Source organism: Mesorhizobium sp. ES1-4, assembly GCF_020164745.1.
In the GTDB taxonomy this organism is placed as follows: Bacteria; Pseudomonadota; Alphaproteobacteria; order Rhizobiales; family Rhizobiaceae; genus Mesorhizobium.
In genome coordinates this window covers 1-19134 of sequence record NZ_JAIUGV010000024.1, presented here as the reverse complement: position 1 = coordinate 19134, position 19134 = coordinate 1, and the positions used below count along the sequence as shown (strand labels likewise).

20 protein-coding genes are annotated in these 19134 nt (G+C 65.3%); 8 read left to right on the top strand and 12 right to left on the bottom strand.

From position 1 onward, the window contains the following. Positions 1-2 precede the first annotated feature (2 nt). The 3 genes from ligD to LB556_RS29060 all read right to left on the bottom strand — a co-directional run bounded on the left by ligD (position 3) and on the right by LB556_RS29060 (position 4041). Positions 3-2543 carry a DNA ligase D gene (ligD, locus tag LB556_RS29070; RefSeq protein WP_224570960.1) on the bottom strand — a complete coding sequence of 847 codons (2541 nt, stop codon included), beginning with the start codon at positions 2541-2543 and terminating at the stop codon, positions 3-5. Between the two features lie 9 nt (positions 2544-2552). Beyond that, positions 2553-3425, bottom strand: a complete 873-nt coding sequence (locus LB556_RS29065; protein WP_224570959.1) for a Ku protein — start codon at positions 3423-3425, stop codon at positions 2553-2555. A gap of 109 nt (positions 3426-3534) precedes the next feature. Then, a complete protein-coding gene (locus LB556_RS29060) occupies positions 3535-4041 on the bottom strand; it encodes a ferritin-like domain-containing protein (RefSeq protein WP_224570958.1) in 507 nt (168 codons plus the stop codon). A gap of 400 nt (positions 4042-4441) precedes the next feature. Here LB556_RS29060 and LB556_RS29055 point away from each other — a divergent pair, with 400 nt between their 5' ends. Both LB556_RS29055 and LB556_RS31770 read left to right on the top strand, forming a co-directional pair. Continuing rightward, on the top strand, positions 4442-4582 hold the full coding sequence (locus LB556_RS29055) for a hypothetical protein (RefSeq protein ID WP_013892047.1): 141 nt from the start codon (positions 4442-4444) through the stop codon (positions 4580-4582). Positions 4583-4584: 2 nt separating this feature from the next. Beyond that, positions 4585-4707: a hypothetical protein gene (locus LB556_RS31770; protein ID WP_263485600.1), complete on the top strand. Its 123-nt coding sequence runs from the start codon at positions 4585-4587 to the stop codon at positions 4705-4707. A 161-nt stretch (positions 4708-4868) separates the two neighbouring features. On the opposite strand, the gene LB556_RS29050 is transcribed toward LB556_RS31770, so the two are convergent. From LB556_RS29050 to LB556_RS29040, 3 genes are all read right to left on the bottom strand, one after another. Then, positions 4869-5252 (bottom strand): DUF1850 domain-containing protein, encoded by a 384-nt coding sequence (locus tag LB556_RS29050; protein WP_224570957.1) that lies wholly within the window; start codon positions 5250-5252, stop codon positions 4869-4871. Further along, the gene (locus LB556_RS29045; protein ID WP_224570956.1) at positions 5249-7387 is read right to left on the bottom strand and encodes a TRAP transporter permease; all 2139 of its coding nucleotides are present in this window, start codon (positions 7385-7387) and stop codon (positions 5249-5251) included. Before LB556_RS29045 ends, LB556_RS29050 begins: the two co-directional genes overlap by 4 nt. 84 nt (positions 7388-7471) lie before the next feature. Continuing rightward, on the bottom strand, positions 7472-8428 hold the full coding sequence (locus tag LB556_RS29040) for a TAXI family TRAP transporter solute-binding subunit (protein ID WP_224570955.1): 957 nt from the start codon (positions 8426-8428) through the stop codon (positions 7472-7474). Positions 8429-8686: 258 nt separating this feature from the next. Here LB556_RS29040 and LB556_RS29035 point away from each other — a divergent pair, with 258 nt between their 5' ends. Both LB556_RS29035 and LB556_RS29030 read left to right on the top strand, forming a co-directional pair. After that, complete coding sequence (locus LB556_RS29035; protein ID WP_224570954.1) at positions 8687-9055, top strand: YciI family protein; 369 nt, start codon at positions 8687-8689, stop codon at positions 9053-9055. Positions 9056-9062: 7 nt separating this feature from the next. Beyond that, positions 9063-10307 carry an RNA polymerase sigma factor gene (locus tag LB556_RS29030; protein ID WP_224570953.1) on the top strand — a complete coding sequence of 415 codons (1245 nt, stop codon included), beginning with the start codon at positions 9063-9065 and terminating at the stop codon, positions 10305-10307. Positions 10308-10343: 36 nt separating this feature from the next. Here LB556_RS29030 and LB556_RS29025 read toward each other — a convergent pair whose 3' ends face one another. The 6 genes from LB556_RS29025 to hrcA all read right to left on the bottom strand — a co-directional run bounded on the left by LB556_RS29025 (position 10344) and on the right by hrcA (position 15864). After that, positions 10344-10970, bottom strand: a complete 627-nt coding sequence (locus tag LB556_RS29025) for a glutathione S-transferase family protein (protein WP_224570952.1) — start codon at positions 10968-10970, stop codon at positions 10344-10346. 186 nt (positions 10971-11156) lie between these two features. Beyond that, positions 11157-12137, bottom strand: coding sequence for a cysteine synthase A (gene cysK / locus LB556_RS29020; protein ID WP_224570951.1), 981 nt, complete (start codon positions 12135-12137; stop codon positions 11157-11159). 178 nt (positions 12138-12315) lie between these two features. Next, positions 12316-12933, bottom strand: coding sequence for a LysE family translocator (locus tag LB556_RS29015; RefSeq protein ID WP_224570950.1), 618 nt, complete (start codon positions 12931-12933; stop codon positions 12316-12318). A gap of 114 nt (positions 12934-13047) precedes the next feature. Then, positions 13048-14397, bottom strand: a complete 1350-nt coding sequence (locus tag LB556_RS29010; RefSeq protein ID WP_224570949.1) for a PQQ-dependent sugar dehydrogenase — start codon at positions 14395-14397, stop codon at positions 13048-13050. A 106-nt stretch (positions 14398-14503) separates the two neighbouring features. Then, entirely contained in the window at positions 14504-14701 is a 198-nt protein-coding gene (locus tag LB556_RS29005; protein WP_224570948.1) for a hypothetical protein, read from the bottom strand. Positions 14702-14781: 80 nt separating this feature from the next. Beyond that, on the bottom strand, positions 14782-15864 hold the full coding sequence (gene hrcA / locus LB556_RS29000; protein ID WP_224570947.1) for a heat-inducible transcriptional repressor HrcA: 1083 nt from the start codon (positions 15862-15864) through the stop codon (positions 14782-14784). Between the two features lie 157 nt (positions 15865-16021). On the opposite strand from hrcA, the gene rph reads away from it, so the two are divergent. The 4 genes from rph to hemW are packed head-to-tail and all read left to right on the top strand — an operon-like array spanning position 16022 to position 18990. Further along, positions 16022-16738: a ribonuclease PH gene (gene rph / locus LB556_RS28995; RefSeq protein WP_224570946.1), complete on the top strand. Its 717-nt coding sequence runs from the start codon at positions 16022-16024 to the stop codon at positions 16736-16738. A gap of 19 nt (positions 16739-16757) precedes the next feature. Continuing rightward, the gene (locus LB556_RS28990; protein WP_224571016.1) at positions 16758-17168 is read left to right on the top strand and encodes a VOC family protein; all 411 of its coding nucleotides are present in this window, start codon (positions 16758-16760) and stop codon (positions 17166-17168) included. Beyond that, on the top strand, positions 17168-17830 hold the full coding sequence (gene rdgB / locus LB556_RS28985) for an RdgB/HAM1 family non-canonical purine NTP pyrophosphatase (RefSeq protein WP_224570945.1): 663 nt from the start codon (positions 17168-17170) through the stop codon (positions 17828-17830). The genes LB556_RS28990 and rdgB overlap by 1 nt, the downstream gene beginning before the upstream one ends. Next, positions 17827-18990, top strand: a complete 1164-nt coding sequence (gene hemW / locus LB556_RS28980) for a radical SAM family heme chaperone HemW (protein WP_224570944.1) — start codon at positions 17827-17829, stop codon at positions 18988-18990. The genes rdgB and hemW overlap by 4 nt, the downstream gene beginning before the upstream one ends. Positions 18991-19134: the final 144 nt, after the last annotated feature.

The window sequence follows — 19134 nt, the reverse complement described above, 5'->3', positions numbered from 1 at the left end:
GTTCAGCCCCGCTTCAACACCTTGCCCTTCTTGAAAAAATCCGCCCATGGATCGGCTTCCGAAAGCCGCTTCAGCGTCGTCTTGTCGCCGATCGGGAAGGCGTTCGGCGCCAGCCCGGCCTCGATCTCGGCCCAGGTCACCGGCATCGATACCGTCGCACCTGGCTTGGCCCGTGACGAATAGGGCGCGACGGTGGTCGCGCCGCTGCCATTGCGCAGATAGTCGACGAAGATTTTTCCGGTCCGCGCCTTCTTCGACAGCGTCGCCGTGTAGCGGTCTGGCGCGCCCTGCTCCAGTGCCCTGGCGAAATCATGGGCAAAGCCCTTGACCTCGGCCCAATCCGCCGATGGTTTCAGCGGCACGACGACGTGAAAGCCCTTGCCGCCCGATGTCTTGACGAAATTGGGCAGCGACAGCTCGTCGAGCTTGCCCCTGATGTCGAGCGCCGCCTCGCGCACCGCCTTCACATCGACGCCCTCATCGGGGTCGAGGTCGAAGACGATCTGGTCCGGTTGTTCAAGCTTGTCGATCGTGCAGCCCCAGATGTGGATCTCGACCACGCCGAGCTGGACCAGCGCCGCGATGCCGTCGAAATCGCGGATGAACAGGATTTCCTCGCCATCGGTGGGATCCTTCGTCTTCTCGATCTTCGCATGCATGCCGGCCGAGGCATGCTTCTGGAAGAAACGCTGGCCGCCGATGCCATCCGGCGCCCTGACCAGGCTGAGCGGGCGCTCGACCACGAATTGCTTCATGCGCGGCCACACCAGCGCGTAGTGATCGAGCAGGGCCTGTTTCGATATCTTTTCGACGGGCCACAAAAGCTTGTCGGGATGGGAGAGCTTCACGGTGGTTTTCGCCGCGATTCCTGCCGCGTTGGCCCCGCTTGCCGCCGGCTTGGCCTTGGCCGGACCCTGGCTTGTCGCTGCCTTGGGCGCCCCTGCCTTGCCTGTCGCCGGCTTTGGCCTTTCCTGCACGACTTCCTCCGCCGGCTTGTCCTCGCGCAGCCCCTGGAAGGAAGCATGGCGTATTATACGGTCCGACGTCCAGCTGCGAAACTCCACTTCGCCGACCAGTTCCGGCTTGACCCAGACCAGCCCCTTGCCCTTCGGCACGGCCGCGTCGAAGGGCGAGGCGTCCGCCTTCAGCGCGTCGAGCCGCTTCTTCAGGTCGTTGGCGCCCTGGGTGGAGAAGCCGGTACCGACACGGCCGGCATAATGCAGGCTGCCGCCTTCGAAATAGCCGACCAGCAGCGAGCGCAGGCCGCGTCCGGTCTTGTCCGACGGCAGATAGCCGCCGATGACGAATTCCTGCCGTGCCGTGCATTTCGATTTGACCCATGTCGGGCCGCGCCCGCTGCGATAGGTCGCATCGGCGCGTTTTGAAACGACGCCTTCCAGCCCCATGCGGCAGGCATGTTCCAGCATGATCTTGCCGGGCTCGGCAAAATGGTCGGAGAAGCGCACCGCCGCGGTGTCGGACGGCTGGCCGAGCAGGTCCTGCAAGGCCTGCTTGCGCTCGACCAGCGGTTCGCGGCGCAAATCCTTGCCGTCGAGCCGCATCAGGTCGAAGACATAATAGATAAAGCGGTTCGTCCGCTTCGCCGACAAATCCTGCTGCAGCAGCGCGAAGGACGACACGCCGCTGTCGGCCAGCACCACGATCTCGCCGTCGAGGATGGCATCGCTGCATTTCAGCCCGGCGAGTTCGGCTGCGATCTCGCCGCCGAATTTCTCCGTCCAGTCGAGGCCGGTGCGGGTCAGGAGCCGAACGTCGGTTCCGGCGATCTGCGCCTGCATGCGATAGCCGTCGAACTTCACTTCGTGCAGCCAGTCCTGGCCCGATGGCGCGTCCCGCTCGAGCGTCGCCAGCTGCGGCTCGATGAAGTCGAGTTTCCTGGCTGTGCTTTTCGCCTTGCTGGCGGCCGGCCTGTTCGAATGCCAGACCTTCGGCTTCTCGCCCTTGGCCGCCTTGCCCGCCCCGACCTCCTCGATCGTCAGGCCTGATTTCACCGACTTCGGCTCGTCCTTCAGAATATCCTCGCCGGGGCGTGCGTCGTCGTCGTCGGACTTGATCAGCAGCCAGTTGTCGCGTTTCTCGCCCGGGCGCGGCCGCAGCCGCACCAGATGCCATTTGCCGCGCAGCTTGTGGCCCTCGAGCTCGAAATTGATATGGCCCTTCTTCATCGCCTGGGCCGGGTCGCCCTCGGGCGTCCAGGTGCCCTCGTCCCAGACGAGCACCGAGCCTCCGCCATATTCGCCCTTGGGGATGGTGCCTTCGAAGGCGGCATAGTCGATGGGGTGATCCTCGACATGCACGGCCAGCCGCTTTTCGTGCGGATCGAGGCTGGGGCCGCGCGTCACCGCCCAGCTCCATAGCACGCCGTCATGCTCGAGGCGAAAATCGTAGTGCAGCCTTGTGGCGGCGTGCTTCTGGATGACGAAGATGCCGCCGTCCTTTTTCCCGCGCGCAACCTTGCCGGCCGGCTCGGCGGTCTTCTTGAAGTCCCGCTTTGAATGATACTGTTCGAGGCTGCTGGCCATCTCGTATCCTCAGGCCGATTTGCGCTTCGGGGCAACGCTTTTCGCCTTGGCGCGCTTGGCCGCCGGCTTAGCTTTCGCGGATGATGATGACTTGGGCGAGCTTGAATCCGACGACAGGCTCTTCTTCAGTGCGTCGAACAGGTTGACGACGTTGGATGGTTTGGGGGCCGCCTTGGCCTTCGGCGCCTTATGCCCGGCCTTCTTGGCGCGGATCAGCTCCAGCAGGGCCTCCTCATACTTGTCGTCGAATTTCGAGGGATCGAACTTCGTCTTCTTCTTGTCGATGATGAGTTCGGCCAGGTCGGTCATCTCCTGGTCGGTCTTCACCGCCTCGATGTCGCCGAAGACGGTCTCCGGCTGGCGCACCGTATTGTCGTAGCGCAGCGTCGTCAGCACCATGCCCTTGCCGAGCGGCTCGATGACGACGGGACGCTCGCGCCGGTAGAGCACGATACGCGCCAGGCCGGCCATCTTCTTGCCGGCCATGGCGTCGCGGATGACGGCGAAGGCTTCTTCCGAAACTTTGTCGGCAGGCGCGACATAGTAGGGCGTGTCGAGATAGATCTGCTGGATCGAGGCTTTGTCGACGAAACCGTCGAGGCTCATCGTGTGCGAGGATTCGATCTGCACCGCCTCGATCTCGTCCTCCTCTATGTGGACGAAGTCGCCCTTGTCGATCTCGTAGCCCTTGATCTCGTCGCCGTCCTCGATCGGTTTGCCGGTCTCGGCATCGACATAGACACGCTTCACCGTATTGCCGGTCTTGCGGTTCAGGATGTGGAACGAGACCTTGTCGGCATGGGTCACGACATTGGTCAGTTCGATGGCGCAAGTGACCAGCGAGAGCTTCAGATAGCCTTTCCAGGCCGGGCGCGGCGCCATGATGATTTCCCGTTGAGAAAGATCAGCTGGAACGGACGACCACCCCGCTCGGTTCCAACCAAGTCCGGCCGGAGCCGGCGCGGTTGCCGCCGGCTCCGGCTTTCAGCCCCTATTCGGCGGCTTGCAGGTTGATCTTGCTTTCCGCGATTTCGGTCAGCTTGCGATCCGTCGCCTGCTCTTCCTTGAGGTTCTTGGCCAGCACATTGGCGCAGTCGCTGCGGCCGAGCTGCTTGGCCCACGCGATCAAGGTGCCGTAGCGGGTCATTTCATAGTGCTCGACAGCCTGGGCGGAGGCGATCAGCGCGGCATCGAGAACGTCCTTGTCATCGACATCGCCACTGACGTCGTCGGCCTCCTCGAGAATGCCGTCGATGGCCGGGCAATTCACCTGCTTGGCCTTCACGCCGAACAGTTCGAACACCTGCTCGACGCGTTCGATATGGCCCTTGGTCTGTTCGAGGTGTTTTTCGAAGCCGGCCTGCAGCTGCGGCTCGGTTGCCTTGTCGATCATCTTCGGCAGCGCCTTCTCGATCTGCTTCTCGGCATAATAGATGTCGCGCAGCGTGTGCACGAAGAGATCGTCCAGTGTTTTGATGTCCTTCGAAAAGAAGCCCATGATTTCAGCCTTTCCATTGCTCTTGCTTGTGTCGGGGATCGCGGCCCGCCTCCGGCAGCACCTGTGAGCCGGCAACGCCGGTCCTGGGACCCAACGTCCATTGCCCGGGCCGGTTCCGGCCCTGCCGCGCATCCGGCAAGGAAATTCCGGCGACGACTCGAAAGTCGAAACACAAGCGCGCCAAGGCGACATTCAAACGAAACATATGTGGTGCAAAAGTCACACAAGCCGAAATGACGACAAAGAGCACCGAAACACCCCGAATCAGCCGCATTCCGGCCACGAAGCGACGGGGTTTCGACCAGAAATTAACATCACGTTCACTGAGTATTCACGCCTCGATGCTATCATTCTCGCAATTCGGAAGGGACATCCGAAAATCGGGACAGGGACAGGTAAAATGAACTTCCTCACGCACCTCATCGGCTATGCCGCCGCCATCCGCGAGTTCGTCGCGCCGACCTATCGGCCCGAGCGCTATTACATGCGTGGTCCCGGTCCGGCCTGCGCCCGTCGCGGCACCTCGCTGGGCGCGCACTGACCATGACGTTCGAGAGCCGCCACAACAGCCGCATCTGCCGGCCGGGTGCCGATACCCGCGCCACCGCCTATCGCGCCGAGCGTCCCGCTCCGGCCGAAGGCGTGCGGCATCGCCGCGTCCTTTGACGTCGCCATCGGTTGGCTTGGTGTCTTCAGGGACATAAGCAGCCGAGGCCAGCGTAACCGACGTCCCAAGTCCGCCTTCCCTGCCCTTTTATGAGACCCGTCGAGGACGGAAAGTTCCGCCTCCCTGTCGAGATATCGCAGCCGCACCGGCTGATCGTGCGCTATCGCGGCGGGCTGGAGCCTGCGGCATCGCACGGCTCGAGCGAGATCGTCCCGCCCGCTGCCTTGCCGAGTTCCAGGCAGCCCTTAGCCGTGCACAGCGTCCACCCGTCGCCGGTCGCGCCGGAGGCGGCGAGGATGACGCGAGGCTGCACGTTCACCCTCGGCGCATAGATCCACCAGCCGTCGCGCAGCACGGCGCCTTCCGGCGGCTCCATGCCGGCGCCCGAACCCTCGATGCGGGCCTCGACGACTTGCAGGCCGGACGGCGTCACCTTCCAGTCCTCCTCCCAGCGCGTGTGTTCCACCGAATGCGTCCAGGCCAGCGTGAAGGTGGCAACGCCGAGCGCCACGGTCTTGCCGGCGGCGATGATGCAGAGGCTCATGGCGGCGGCGATCGACGTACCCCCGGTCCGGAGTCCGCAGTGCCCCGGTCGGCGTTTGCCATGCCCCGGCTGCGGTACCAGTGAGCCGCGATCATCAAGGCGGAAAGCGCAAAGCCTGCTTCATCGGTCATCGGCAGCGCGGCGACCAGCATGAAGGCGGCGAAAGCGGCGAGCAGCCGCTCCCAGGCCAGCAGCCGGGTGCGCAGGAAGCCGATCACCGCCGCCCCCCACAGGCCGATCGCCAGCACCGCCTTGACGACGATGTAGGCGACCGCCGGCCAGTAGCCGATTTCGGTTGCCAGGACGCCGCCGTCCTGCAGCATCAGCGCCGGCGTGTACACCGCCATGAATGGCACGACAAAGCCGGCGGCGGCGACCTTTATCGCCTCGAACGCTATCTTCAGCCCGCTTTCGCGCGCGATCGGGGCGGCCGCGAAACAGGCCAGCGCCACGGGTGGGGTCAGGTCGGCCAATATGCCGAAGTAGAAGACGAACATGTGGCCGACCAGAAGCGGCACCCCAAGCTGTAGCAGCGCCGGCCCGGCGATCGATGCCGTGATGATGTAATTGGGGATGGTCGGGATGCCCATGCCCAGCACGATGCAGGTGATCATGGTCAGGATCAGCGACAGAAACAGGCTCGACTGGCCGACCGAGACGATGAAGGCGCCGAAAGTGGTCGCCGCGCCGGTCAAGGTCATGGTGCCGACGATGACGCCGACGACGGCGCAGGCAATGCCGACCGGAAGCGCGGTGCGGGCGCCCTCGGCCAGCGAATCGCGGCAGGCGGCCAGCGTATCGCGCCCGCCCGCGACGAACAGATTGGCGATGATCAGCAACAGCGCCGCGACCAGGATGGCGTTGATGCCGATCTTGAAGAAGCTGGCGGCGACCAGGCCGAGGCCGATCCAGAAGATGACGCGCAGCGCCATCGACGAAAACCCCAGCGCCACCGAGCCGCCCAGGATCAACAGCACCGTCATGGCCAGGCCGATGGTGCCGGCGTAGAGCGGCGTGTAGCCCGAAAACAGGAGATAGATGAGGACGCCGAGCGGCAGGATCAGGTACCAGCGCTCGCGAAATGCTTTCAGCGGCGACGGCAGGTCGGCGCGCGGCAGGCCGAGCAGGCCATGTTTGCCGGCTTCCAGATGCACCATCCAGAAGGCCGAGGCGAAGTAGAGCAGGGCCGGGATGATCGCCGCCTTGACGATTTCGTAATATTGCACGCCGAGCGTCTCGGCCATGATGAAGGCGACGGCGCCCATCACCGGCGGCATGATCTGGCCGCCCATGGACGCGGTCGCCTCGACGCCACCGGCAAAGGCGGCGCGGTAGCCGAAGCGCTTCATCAGCGGAATGGTGAACTGGCCGGTGGTGACGACATTGGCGACGCCCGATCCCGAAATCGTGCCCATCAGGCCAGAGGCGATGACCGCCACCTTGGCGGCGCCGCCGCGCGCATGGCCGACGAAGCCAAGCGAGACGTCGGTGAACAGCTTGATCATGCCGGCCCGTTCCAGGAACGAGCCGAACAGGATGAACAGGAAGATGTAGGTGGCCGACACGTAGATCGGAATGCCGTAGATGCCTTCCGTGCCGTAGGCCATCTGGTCGATGACCTGCGAAAAATCATAGCCGCGATGGTTGAGCGGCCATGGCAGATCCTGGCCGAACAGCGCGTAGAGCAGGAAACAGCCCGATATGATCGGCAAGGCCGGTCCCATCATCGCATAGGCGGCGGCGAAGATGGTGACCAGCGCCACGACGCCGAAGACGAGATCGAGCGTGTTGAGGTCGCCGGCGCGGAAAATCAGCGGCTCGTACTCGATGTATTGATAGGCCGCGACCGCCACCCCCGCGAGTGCCATCACCCAGGCAAACGCCTTGCCGGCGGCGGGCAGGCCGCGCGCCGAGGCGACGAGCGGGAAGGCCAGAAGCATCAGGAAGCCGACATGGACGGCGCGCAGCACCTGGCTCGGCACGGTCAGGATATGGGCGGCCGTGGCGATCTGGAACAGCGAGAAGGCAACCGCGATCCAGAACAGCAGCCGGCCCTCCAGCGTGTCGGCGAAACCGCGTCCGGTCGGATCGTGGAAATCGTCCGTGACGGCCTGCGCATCATGGCTGTTGGTCATCGGCGCCTCGAAAGCGGAGTTCCATCGATGAGAAGGGGCCGGCCGCCGGCCGGCCCTTGCCGTTCGCGGCGCAAAGGCGCGCTGCTACAGCAGGCCCTTTTCCTTGTAGTAGCGCTCGGCTCCCGGATGCAGGGGGATCGGCAGCCCCTTGACCGCGTCCTCCAGCTTGATCGACTTGGCCGCGCTGTGAGCCGCGACCATCTGGTCGAGATGCTCGAACAGCTGCTTGGTCATCTGATAGGCCTCGTCGTCCGACAGGTCGGAACGCGTGACCAGGATGTTGGTGATGGCCAGCGTCGGCACGTCTTCCGTCTGGCCCTGATAGGTGCCGGCGGGGATGTTCGCCGCCTGGAAGGGCGCGCCGAGCTTCTGCGCGACTTCGGCCGGCACGGCCACCACGGTGATCGGCACCGAGGAGGCCAGGTCCTTGATCGAGGCGACGCCGAGGCCGGCCGACTGCAGCGTGGCGTCGAGTTGCCGGTTCTTCATCAGCTCGACCGATTCGCCGAACGGCAGGTATTCCGTCCGCGACAGGTCCTGGTAGCTCATGCCGAGCGCGCCGAAGATGGCGCGGGCGTTGAGTTCGGTCCCTGATTTCGGCGCGCCGACCGACAGGCTCTTGCCCTTCAAGTCGGCGAAGGACTTGATGCCGGCCTCCTGGCTGGCAACGATCTGCACATAGTTGGGATAGATGGCCGCGATCGCGCGCAATTTGTCGAGCTTGTTGGGGAAACCGGCTTCCTTGTCGCCCTCGGCCGCCGCCTTGACAGAGTCGCCAAGGGCGAAGGCGATCTCGCCCTTGCCCTGCTGCAGCAGGTTCAAATTCTCCACCGACGCCTTCGTCGCCTGCACCTGGGTGCGCACACCCGGGATATTCTTGCCGTAGATTTCCGACAGCGCCACGCCGAGCGGATAGTAGACGCCCGAGGTTCCGCCGGTCAGCACATTGATGAATTCCTGTGCTTTGGCCGACGCCGCACCAAGGCCGAGTGAAAGCGCCATCGCGCCGGCGGCAACGAATTTCGTTCTGAAATTCAACATCTGGTCTCCTCCCTAGAATGGTGGCCGCATCACCTCCTTGATGCGAACAGGGGCGAGTTTAGACAGCAGCGGGGAAATGCCAACCCGCAATTCCACACGTTGGACAAATGATTGAGAGGTCGCCGGACACATGCCCGCTTGCACAAGGCGCGGCCGGAGCCGAAAGTTTTTTCCGCAACCTGTCGAAATCCGTCGCCGCCGCGCGACATACGTCTGGCCCCGCAAGGACGCGGCCTTCCAAACCACGGGAGAAGACCCATGCGATACATGCTTTTGATCAACAACGACGAAGCCGCGCTGGCGAACACGCCGGTCGAGAAGGCCCAGCAGATGAGCGCGGCCTATGGCGCCTATACCGAGGCGTTGAAGAAGTCCGGCGCGTGGCTGGCCGGCGAAAGGCTGCGTCCCACCCAGGCGACCACCTCGGTGCGGATCGCCGACGGCAAGACCAACGTGATCGACGGTCCCTATGCCGACACCAAGGAGCAACTTGCCGGCTTCTACATGATCGAGGCGGCCGATATCGACACCGCCATCGACTGGGCGGCGCGCTGCCCGGCGGCCAGTACCGGCACGGTCGAGTTGCGGCCGATCTGGGAAATGGCCGACTATATGCCCAAGAAGTGACGGCGCGATGGACAGTCGCCCGGAGATCGCCCGGGCGGCCGCCGAGGCCGCCGCCCGGCAGAGCTATGGCAAGCTGGTCGCCTGGCTCGCCGCTCGCACGCGCGATGTCGCCGCCGCCGAGGACGCCCTGGCCGACGCCTTCGCCGCGGCGCTGGAACGCTGGCCGCGCACCGGCGTCCCGGAAAAGCCGGAGGCCTGGTTGCTCGCCGTGGCAAGGCGGCGGCGTGTCGATGCGGTGCGGCGGCGGCTCACCAGCGAAGCCGGCCGCGATCATCTCAAGCTGATTGCCGAGGAGGCGGAGGCGCGCATGACCGACGAGGACCTGCCCGACGAACGGTTGCGGCTGATGTTTGCCTGCGCCCATCCGGCGATCGAACCCGGCGTGCGCGCGCCGCTGATCCTGCAGACCATCCTCGGCTTCGATGCCGCCACCATCGCTTCCGCCTTCCTGCTCTCGCCGGCCACCATGGGTCAGCGGCTGGTGCGCGCCAAGGGTCGCATCCGCGAAACCGGCATTCCGTTCCGCGTGCCGGAGCGGACCGAACTCGGCGAAAGGCTGGACGCGGTGCTGGAGGCGATCTACGCCGCGTTCGCGGAGGGCTGGTCCGACCCGGCCGGCACCGAGACGCGGCGCCGGAACCTCGCCACCGAAGGTATCTGGCTCGGCAGGCTGGTGGCCTCGCTGCTGCCGGACGAGCCGGAGGCATTGGGCCTGCTGTCGCTGATGCTGTTCGCCGAGGCGCGCCGCGCCGCGCGCCGCGACCCGGCCGGAGACTATGTGCCGCTCGCCGAGCAGGACCATGCACTCTGGGATCATGCCCTGGCCGACGAGGCGGAAGCCCTGCTCGGCCGCGCCGCCGCCATGGGCGCCATCGGCCGCTATCAGCTCGAGGCGGCGGTACAGTCGGCGCATGTGGCACGACGGCTTAGCGGCCGCACCGACTGGATGGCGATCCGCGAGCTCTACGACGCGCTGTTTTCGATCGCGGCATCGCCGGTCGTGGCGATCAACCGCGCGGTGGCGATCGCCGAGACCGAGGGCGCGGTGGCGGGGCTGGCGGCGCTTTACGTGCTGGGCGACGACAGGCGGCTTGACGGCTACCAGCCCTACTGGGCCGCGCGTGCCGGCCTCCTGGCCAGGCTCGGCCAGCAGTCGCAGGCGGTCGAAGCCTATGACCGGGCGATCGGCCTCGAGCGCGATCCGGCGGTGCGCCGCTTCCTGCAGGCAAGACGCACCGCGCTCATACAGTGAGGTCCCGGGCGCGGGCAGTAGGCCGGACCGTCCCGTTCAGGCCGGCCACATTTCGTGCGACGTGTTGAGCGTCTTCAACAGCGGATGCTCGCGCAACCGCGCCCACAGGCGTTCGATATCAGGCCAGGCCGCGCGCGCCCTGTCGATGTCGGGATGCCAGGCCACGAGCATGACGAGATAGATGTCGGCCAGCGACATCGCGTCGCCGGCGAGCCAGTCACGGCCCCGCAAGGCTGCATCCATGACGGCAAAACCACGGTCCATCTCGGCGACCGCCGCCTGTTTCACCGCTTTCGCACCCCCGGCATCCGTCGTGTAGCGATGAGCATAGTAGAACCGCAGCGCGGCCGGGTAGAGCACGCAGGACATGAACGCCATCCAGCGCAGGAACTCGGCGCGCGCCGGTTCGTCGGCCGCCGGCGCCAGGCCGGCCTGGGGGTGGCGCTCGGCAAGCAGGATGCAGATCGCCGCCGATTCGGTGACCGAGCGGCCGTCCGGCAAGGTCAGCACCGGCACCTGGTTCAGCGGGCTGATGGCGAGGAAGGCCGGGTCGGGCGCCTCGCTCTTCGGCACGTCGATCTGCTCGAACGGCGCATCGGCCAGCGCCAGCGCCGCCTCGACGACGAAGCCGCCGCTGCCGGGACGCGTGTAGAGCTTGTACATGGAATCCTCCCCCGGCCCGTCTTGCGCGCCGGAGCTGATATGAACCCGAAACAGGGGTCTGCTCAAGCGGCGCGGCGGCGGCCACGGGGCGTTTTTCAGCGGACCAGTCGGAGCGACCTTTTCAGCGGCAGCACGATCGCCGGGCCTTTTCTCCTCCCCCAGGCGGAGGAGGGGAGAATGCGAGGGTTAAGCCCCAAGCCCCTCGAACAGGATCGTCGACAGATACCGCTCGGCGAAAGACGGGAAGATCACGACCAGGGTCTTGCCTTTGTTCTCGGGCCGCGAGCCGACGACGATTGCCGCCTGCAGGGCCGCGCCCGACGAGATGCCGACCGGCACGCCTTCGAGGCGGGCGATGAGGCGGGCATTGGCGACGGAATCCTCGTTCGAGACCTTGACGATCTCGTCATAGACGGTGGTGTCGAGGATCTTGGGCGCGAAACCGGCGCCGATGCCCTGGATCTTGTGCGGGCCGGGCTGGCCGCCCGACAGCACGGGCGAGGCCTCCGGCTCGACGGCGACGACATGCAGCGAGGGCTTGCGCTTCTTCAGAACCTGGCCGACGCCGGTGATGGTGCCGCCGGTGCCGATGCCGGCAACGAAGATATCGATCTCACCCTGGGTGTCGTTCCAGATTTCCTCCGCTGTCGTCTTGCGGTGGATTTCCGGATTGGCCGGGTTTTCGAACTGCTGCGGGATGACGGCGTTGGGGATCGTCGCGGCCAGTTCGTCGGCCTTGGCGATGGCGCCCTTCATGCCTTTCGGGCCTTCTGTCAGCACCAGTTCGGCGCCGAGCAGCGCCAGCATCTTGCGGCGCTCGACCGACATCGTCTCCGGCATGGTCAGGATCAGCTTGTAGCCCTTGGCCGCGGCGGCGAAGGCAAGCGCGATGCCGGTATTGCCCGATGTCGGTTCGATCAGCGTGCTCTTGCCGGGCGCAATCGCGCCGGTTGCCTCCAGCGCCTCGATCATCGCCACGCCGATACGGTCCTTGACCGAGGCGATCGGATTGAAGAATTCGAGCTTGCCGACCAGATTGGCGACGATGCCCTTCTCCTTGGCGAACTTGTCGAGCCGTACCAGGGGCGTGTCGCCGATCGTGTCGGTGATGGACTCGTAGATGCGGCCACGGCCGGGCGCGCGGGCTGAGGTGACGGGCTTGTTCATTGGTTTCGCTCCCCTGGATTTCAGGCAATTGGCAGTGGCCGATAGAATAGGGCTTTCAACCGCGCAAGATAGGCTGCGGCTGGAAAATATCCGAGTGGGGCGTGTGCTGAAAACGCTCGGCCCTCGGAAAAGCATTCCCTGAAACAGCCGGGTAGGGGAATGGTTTGGCCGAAAGGCCCTATTGACGAGCTGCGATCGCGGCGGCGGCGCCAACCATGAACCCGGCGGCCGTGCGGTTCAGCAGCTTCAGCGCGCGCGGCGATTTCAGGAACCAGCGCGCCTTTGCCGCCAGCGCAAGATAAGGCACCAGCACGACGAACAGGACGACGACCGTCAGCGCGACGAGAATGCCATAGTCGGCCGGCGTGATGGTCTTCAGGTCGACGATGGTCGGCGTGATGGCGAGGTAGAAGATCATCGTCTTCGGATTGCCGAGCGTGACGGTCAGGCCGGCGACGAAGCTCGACAGCAATCCGCCCTTGCCCTTCTTGGCTTCGATGGTTTCGGGCGTGATGCCGGCGGTCCAGAAGCGCCAGCCGAGGAAAGCCAGATAGGCGACGCCGGCCCACTTGATCGCCAGGAAAATCATGCCGAACTCCTGCGCCACGAAGGCCAGGCCCAGCACCACGGCGCTCAGGTAGGTGAGATCGCCAACCATCAGGCCGAAGGACATGGCGAGCGACGAGCGAAAGCCGGAGCCCAGCGCACGTGCGACAAGCGCGGTGATGCCGGGGCCGGGAATGGCGGCGGCGATACCGAGAGCGGCACTGTAGGCGAGGAATCCGGTGATGGTCATGGCGTTGGCGTCCAAGGGCGGTCAGGCCCTTGTCGCACGGGGCAATCTCCGGGAGAAAGCCGTGAACCGGGATTCGCTTGCACCAGATAGCAATGCCCGGTCCGCGAGGACGGATCAGGAGCGGCCGCCATCATAGGTAACACGCCAGATGGTGCCGTTGCCGTCCTCGGTGACGATCAGCGCCCCGTCGCTGGCCACCGCCACACCCACCGGTCGTCCCCACACCTCCCCGCTGGAGGCGACGAAGCCGGTCATGAAATCCTCGTATTCGCCGGTCGGCTTGCCATCCTTGAACAGAAGGCGGACGACCTTGTAGCCGGTCCTGTTGCCGCGGTTCCACGAACCGTGCAGGGCAACGAAAGCGTCGCCCTGATACTCCGCCGGAAAGCTTTTGCCGTCGTAGAAGGCGATATTGAGCGGCGCCGAATGCGCCTGCATCAGCACGTCGGGAATGTCAGCCTTGCCGGCGAGGTCGGGGCGCTCGCCCTTGTGGCGCGGGTCCTCATTGTCGCCGATGTAATACCAGGGCCAGCCATAGAAGGCGCCGTCCCTGACCGCCGTCGCGTATTCGAACGGCACATTGTCGCCGAGCGCGTCGCGCTCGTTGACGACGCACCACAGCGCGCCGGTCCCCGGCTGCACGGCCATGCCCGAACAGTTGCGCAAGCCGGTCGCGACGATGCGGCCGTTCCCCCCGTCGGGATCGAAGGCCTTGACGTCGGCGCGGCCTTCCTCGGCACCCCAACTGGCACCCAGCGGCTTCGACTTGACCCAGGCGTCGAGCCCGCCTCTGGGTCTTTTTCCCATGTCCTCGGCGACATTCGAGCCGGAGCCGACGGAGAGGTAGAGTGTCTTGCCGTCGGGCGAGAATGCGATGTCGCGCGTCCAGTGGTGATTCGCCGGAATGTTGTCGACAATGGTTTCCGGGTCGCCCGAGGCCTTCAGGTCGCCGTTGCGATAGGCAAAGCGCACGATGCTGTCGCTGTTGGCGACATAGACCCATCGCGGGTCATTGCCGGGCGGATAAAAGGCGATGCCATAAGGCTGGTTGAGATTGCCGGCGAAGATGCCCTTCTCGGCGGGTTTCGCGCTGCCCTTTGGCAGCCGGTAGATGCGGACCTGGTTGGCCTCGCTGTCGGCGACGAACAGGTCGCCGTTGGGTGCGACGCGCACGACGCGCGGATTGTCGATCCCCGAGGCGATCAGTTCGGCCGCGAACCCGGGTGGTAGGTGCGGCTTCGCGTCCGCCGGCATGTCGGCGATGCCGGCGGCGTTGGAGGCGGATTTGGTGACATAGGGCTTTGGCAGGTCTTCCGGTTTGATCAGCCGGCGCACGCCCGGCTTGTCGGCCCGCCAGTCGCCAAAGGCGGCTGCGCCTTTGAGCACAGGCTGATCGGCGGCGAACGCGACGCCGGCATAAAGCGTGATGATCGGAATGGCCGCCATCGAGGCAAATCGGATCATGGGAATCCTCCGGATCGTGTCGGCAATCGGCATCTGGCCACGGCCAGAGGCAACGGCCGGCATCGCCGATTGTTCCCCGCCAGATGCCGAACTGATGCAACGGCCCTCAGGCTTCGGCGGCGTCGAGATCGCTGTCGAGGCGCTTTTCCAGCTCGACCAGATCGGCCGGCAGCGGCAGGCCCATGGCACGCATCTCCCGTAGCTTTTCGCGCAGTTGCTCCTGCACCTCGTGCGCGTCTTCCGGCTGGTTGACCATCTCCTCCAGCAGCAGGCTGATCTGGGCCTTGAACGATTCCAGCGCCATTCTTCTTCTCCTTTGCTGCCTGTCTGGTCTATCCGGGGTCCAAGGCGTTGCAGGCCCGCTTCACCCGAATATCAATACACCTAGCGAAGCATGCGGGAAATAAGCTGCGCCGTATAGTCGACCATCGGCACGATGCGGGCATAGTTGAGCCGGGTCGGGCCGATGACGCCGAGCGCACCGACGACACGGGCGTCCTTGTCGCGATAGGGCGCGACCACCAGCGATGAGCCCGACAGCGAAAACAGCTTGTTTTCCGAGCCGATGAAGATGCGCACGCCCGATCCCTGCTCGGCAAGGTCGAGCAGCTGGATCAAGCCATCCTGCGTCTCCATGTCCTCGAACAGGTGGCGCAGCAATTCGATGTCGGCCTGGGCGGTGACGTTTTCGAGCAGGTTGGCGCGACCGCGCACGATGAGCCGTGCCGGCAGCCCGCTTTCGGCACCCGCCCACACAGCCAGCCCCTTCTCGACCAGGTCCTGCGACAGCGTGTCGAGCGCCGCCCTCGTCTCTTCCTTGATGCGGGCGATCTCGGTGCGTGCCTCGGCCAGCGTGCGGCCGCGTATATGCGCGTTGAGGAAATTCGAGGCCTCGTGCAGTTGCGAGACGGTGATGCCGGCGGGCAGGTCGACGACACGGTTCTCGACGTCGCCATTCTGCGACACCAGCACGGCAAGCGCCTTGGTCGGTTCGAGCTGGATGAATTCGATGTGCTTCAGCGCCACCTCGTTCTTGGCGGCCAGCACCAGGCCGGCGCCGCGCGACATGCCCGACAGCATCTGGCTGGCCTCGGTCAGCATGTGCTCCAGCGTCGCGCCCGAGCCGGAAGCCCGTACCTGCGCCTCGATGGTGCGGCGCTCCTCGTCGGAGAGGTCGCCGAGTTCCATGAAGGCATCGACGAAGAAACGCAGGCCGGCCTGGGTCGGCAGACGACCTGCCGAGATGTGCGGCGCGTAGATCAGCCCGAGATGCTCGAGGTCGCTCATCACGTTGCGGATGGTGGCCGGCGACAGCGAGGAAGGCAGGATGCGCGACAGGCTGCGCGAGCCCACGGGCTCGCCATCCCTGAGATAGGAATCGACGATGCGCCGGAAGATGTCGCGCGAGCGCATGTCGAGTGATTGAAGTGCAAGCGGCTGTGAAGCGGGATCGACTGCCTTGGTCATTCGGCCAAAAACCTCCGGTTCAAGGATATAGACTTCGGTGGGCCGCGCGCAACCCGGTGTCTGGGTGAGATCACCCCGGTTCCTTTTCCTTTGCGCCGTGCGCTGCATGCGTCTAAAAGCCGGCCACGATTCAAAAAATGACAAGAAAGCAAGCCGAATGCGCCCCTCCAAACGCCAGTTCGACGAAATGCGCGCCATCTCCTTCGAGCGCGGCGTCTCCAAACACGCAGAAGGCTCGTGCCTGGTGAAGTTCGGCGACACCCATGTCCTGTGCACCGCCAGCCTCGAGGAAAAGGTGCCCGGCTGGATGCGCAATTCCGGCAAGGGCTGGGTGACGGCCGAATACGGCATGCTGCCGCGCTCGACCGGCGAGCGCATGCGCCGCGAGGCTTCGGCCGGCAAGCAGGGCGGGCGCACGCTGGAAATCCAACGCCTGATCGGCCGTTCGCTGCGGGCCGTGGTCGACCTGCAGGCGCTGGGCGAACAGCAGATCACCGTCGACTGCGACGTCATCCAGGCCGATGGCGGCACCCGCACCGCTTCGATCACCGGCGGCTGGGTGGCGCTGTATGATTGCCTGCGCTGGATGGAAGCGCGGCAGATGGCCAGCGTTTCGAAAGTGCTGAAGGACCATGTCGCGGCGATTTCCTGCGGCATCCATGACGGCCAGCCGGTCATCGACCTCGACTATATCGAGGATTCCTCGGCCGGCACCGACGCCAATTTCGTCATGACCGGCAAGGGCGGCATCGTCGAGATCCAGGGCACGGCCGAGGGCGAGCCCTTCTCCGAGGACCAGTTCGCGGCGCTGATGGGCCTGGCCAAGAAGGGCATTTCCCGGCTGGTCAGCCTGCAGCAGATGGCGGTGGCCTGAGGTTTCGATGCCGAGCCTCGTGACACCCTCCGCGATCCTGGAATCGGCCCTATACGTAACCGACCTCGACGCCGCCGAGCGCTTCTACGGCGACATTCTCGGCCTCGAGCCGCTCGGCAAGGTCGAAGGCCGCCACCTCTTCTTCCGCTGCGGCCCGGGCGTCCTGCTTATCTTCAACGCCGAGGCGACCAGAATTCCCCCGGCGCCCGATGCGCGGCTGAAAGTGCCGCCGCACGGCGCGGTCGGCGAAGGCCATCTGTGCTTTGCCGCGACCGCCGATGAAATCGAGCGTTGGAAAGCCCATCTTCAGGCAGAGAACATCGCCGTCGAAAGTGAATTCGAATGGCCGCAAGGTGGCCGTTCGATCTATATACGCGACCCTTCGGGCAATTCGATCGAATTCGCCGAGCCGAGAATCTGGGGCCTTTGATGCATTCGCCAACCGTTCATACGCTTGATGGCAAGAAGATCGTCGTTGCCAGCCACAATGAAGGGAAGCTGCGCGAATTCGCCGACCTGATGGGCCCATTCGGCTTCGAGGCGAAATCGGCCAGGGAGTATGGCCTGCCCGAACCGGACGAAACCGGCACCACCTTCGAGGAAAACGCCTACATCAAGGCCTTCGCCGCCGCGAAGGCGACCGGCCTGCCGGCGCTGTCGGACGATTCCGGCCTCTGCGTCGACGCGCTTGATGGCGCGCCGGGCGTCTACACGGCCAACTGGGCCGAAACACCGGACGGATCGCGCGATTTCGCCATCGCCATGCAGCGCACCGAAGTGGCGATGCAGGAAGTCGGCGCGGCCACGCCCGAACGGCGCACGGGCCGCTTCGTCGCCGTCATCTGCCTCGCCTTCCCCGACGGCGAAGCCGAATATTATCGCGGCGAGGCAGAGGGCACGCTGGTCTGGCCGCCGCGTGGCGAGCTCGGCTTCGGCTACGATCCGGTGTTCCTGCCCAACGGCTTCGACAAGACCTTCGGCGAGATGAGCGCGGAGGAAAAGCACGGCTGGAAGCCCGGCCAGGCGACGGCGCTGTCGCACCGCGCCCGCGCCTTCCAGAAATTCGCCGAAGCGAGATTGGGGCAGGCATGAGCATGCTGCTCGACCGCAGCCCCGGCTTCGGCGTCTACGTGCATTGGCCGTTCTGCGCGGCCAAGTGCCCCTATTGCGACTTCAACAGCCATGTCCGCCACCAGCCCGTCGACCAGGAGCGCTTCGCCGCCGCCTTCGAGGCGGAACTGCAAACCATGCGCCAGCGCACCGGACCGCGCGACGTGACCAGCATTTTCCTCGGCGGCGGCACGCCGTCGCTGATGAAGCCGGAGACGGTGGCCAGGGTCCTGGACGCGGTGGCCAGGAACTGGACGGTGCCTGCTGGCATCGAGGTGACGCTCGAGGCCAACCCGTCCTCGGTCGAGGCCGAACGGTTTCGCGGTTACCGGGCGGCGGGCGTCAACCGGGTCTCGCTCGGCGTGCAGGCGCTGAACGACAAGGATTTGCGTTTCCTCGGCCGGCTGCACAATGTCGAGGAAGCCTTGCACGCCATCGGCCTGGCGCGGGAAATATTCCCCAGGCTCTCCTTCGATCTCATTTATGCCCGGCCCGGCCAGACGCCGGACGATTGGCAGGCGGAGCTCGAACAGGCGATCGGCCATGCCGCCGACCATCTGTCGCTCTACCAACTGACCATCGAGGAAGGCACGCCCTTCCATGCGCTGCACGCGGCGAAGAAATTCGTCGTTCCCGACAATGATCACGCCGCCGATCTCTATGCTTTGACGCAGGAGGTGACGTCGGCGCACGGCCTGCCGGCCTACGAGATTTCCAACCACGCCAGGCCGGGTGCCGAAAGCCGGCACAATCTGACCTACTGGCGCTATGGCGAGTATGTCGGCGTCGGCCCCGGCGCGCATGGCCGCTTCGTCGAGAGCGGCCATCGCGTGGTCACCATCGCGGAACGAATGCCGGAAACCTGGGCCAACCTGGTCGAGGCCAAGGGCCATGGCGTTACCGGCGGCGAGGTGCTGACGCGCTCGGAAGAGGCGGACGAGTTTCTTTTGATGGGACTGCGGCTCGCCGAAGGCATCGACCTCTCGCGCTATGAGGCGTTCTCCGGACGCGGCCTGTCGAGCGCGCGGCTGTCGGTGCTGCAGGGCGAGGGACTGGTGGCGCCGATCGGCAATGCGCGCCTGCGCGCCACACCGGCCGGCATGATCGTGCTGGATGCCGTGGTGGCGGACCTGGCGCGCTGAGTAAGGCCCCGAAAAGTCAGCGAACGCAAAAAATGGGTGAGGAACGCGGCCGAGCAACCGCGCTTTCGTCATCAACTCTGAGGAATGATGGCGTCTCTAAGCCTAGCGTTTAGGGTGACGATGATCTTTCGCATGACGGCAGCG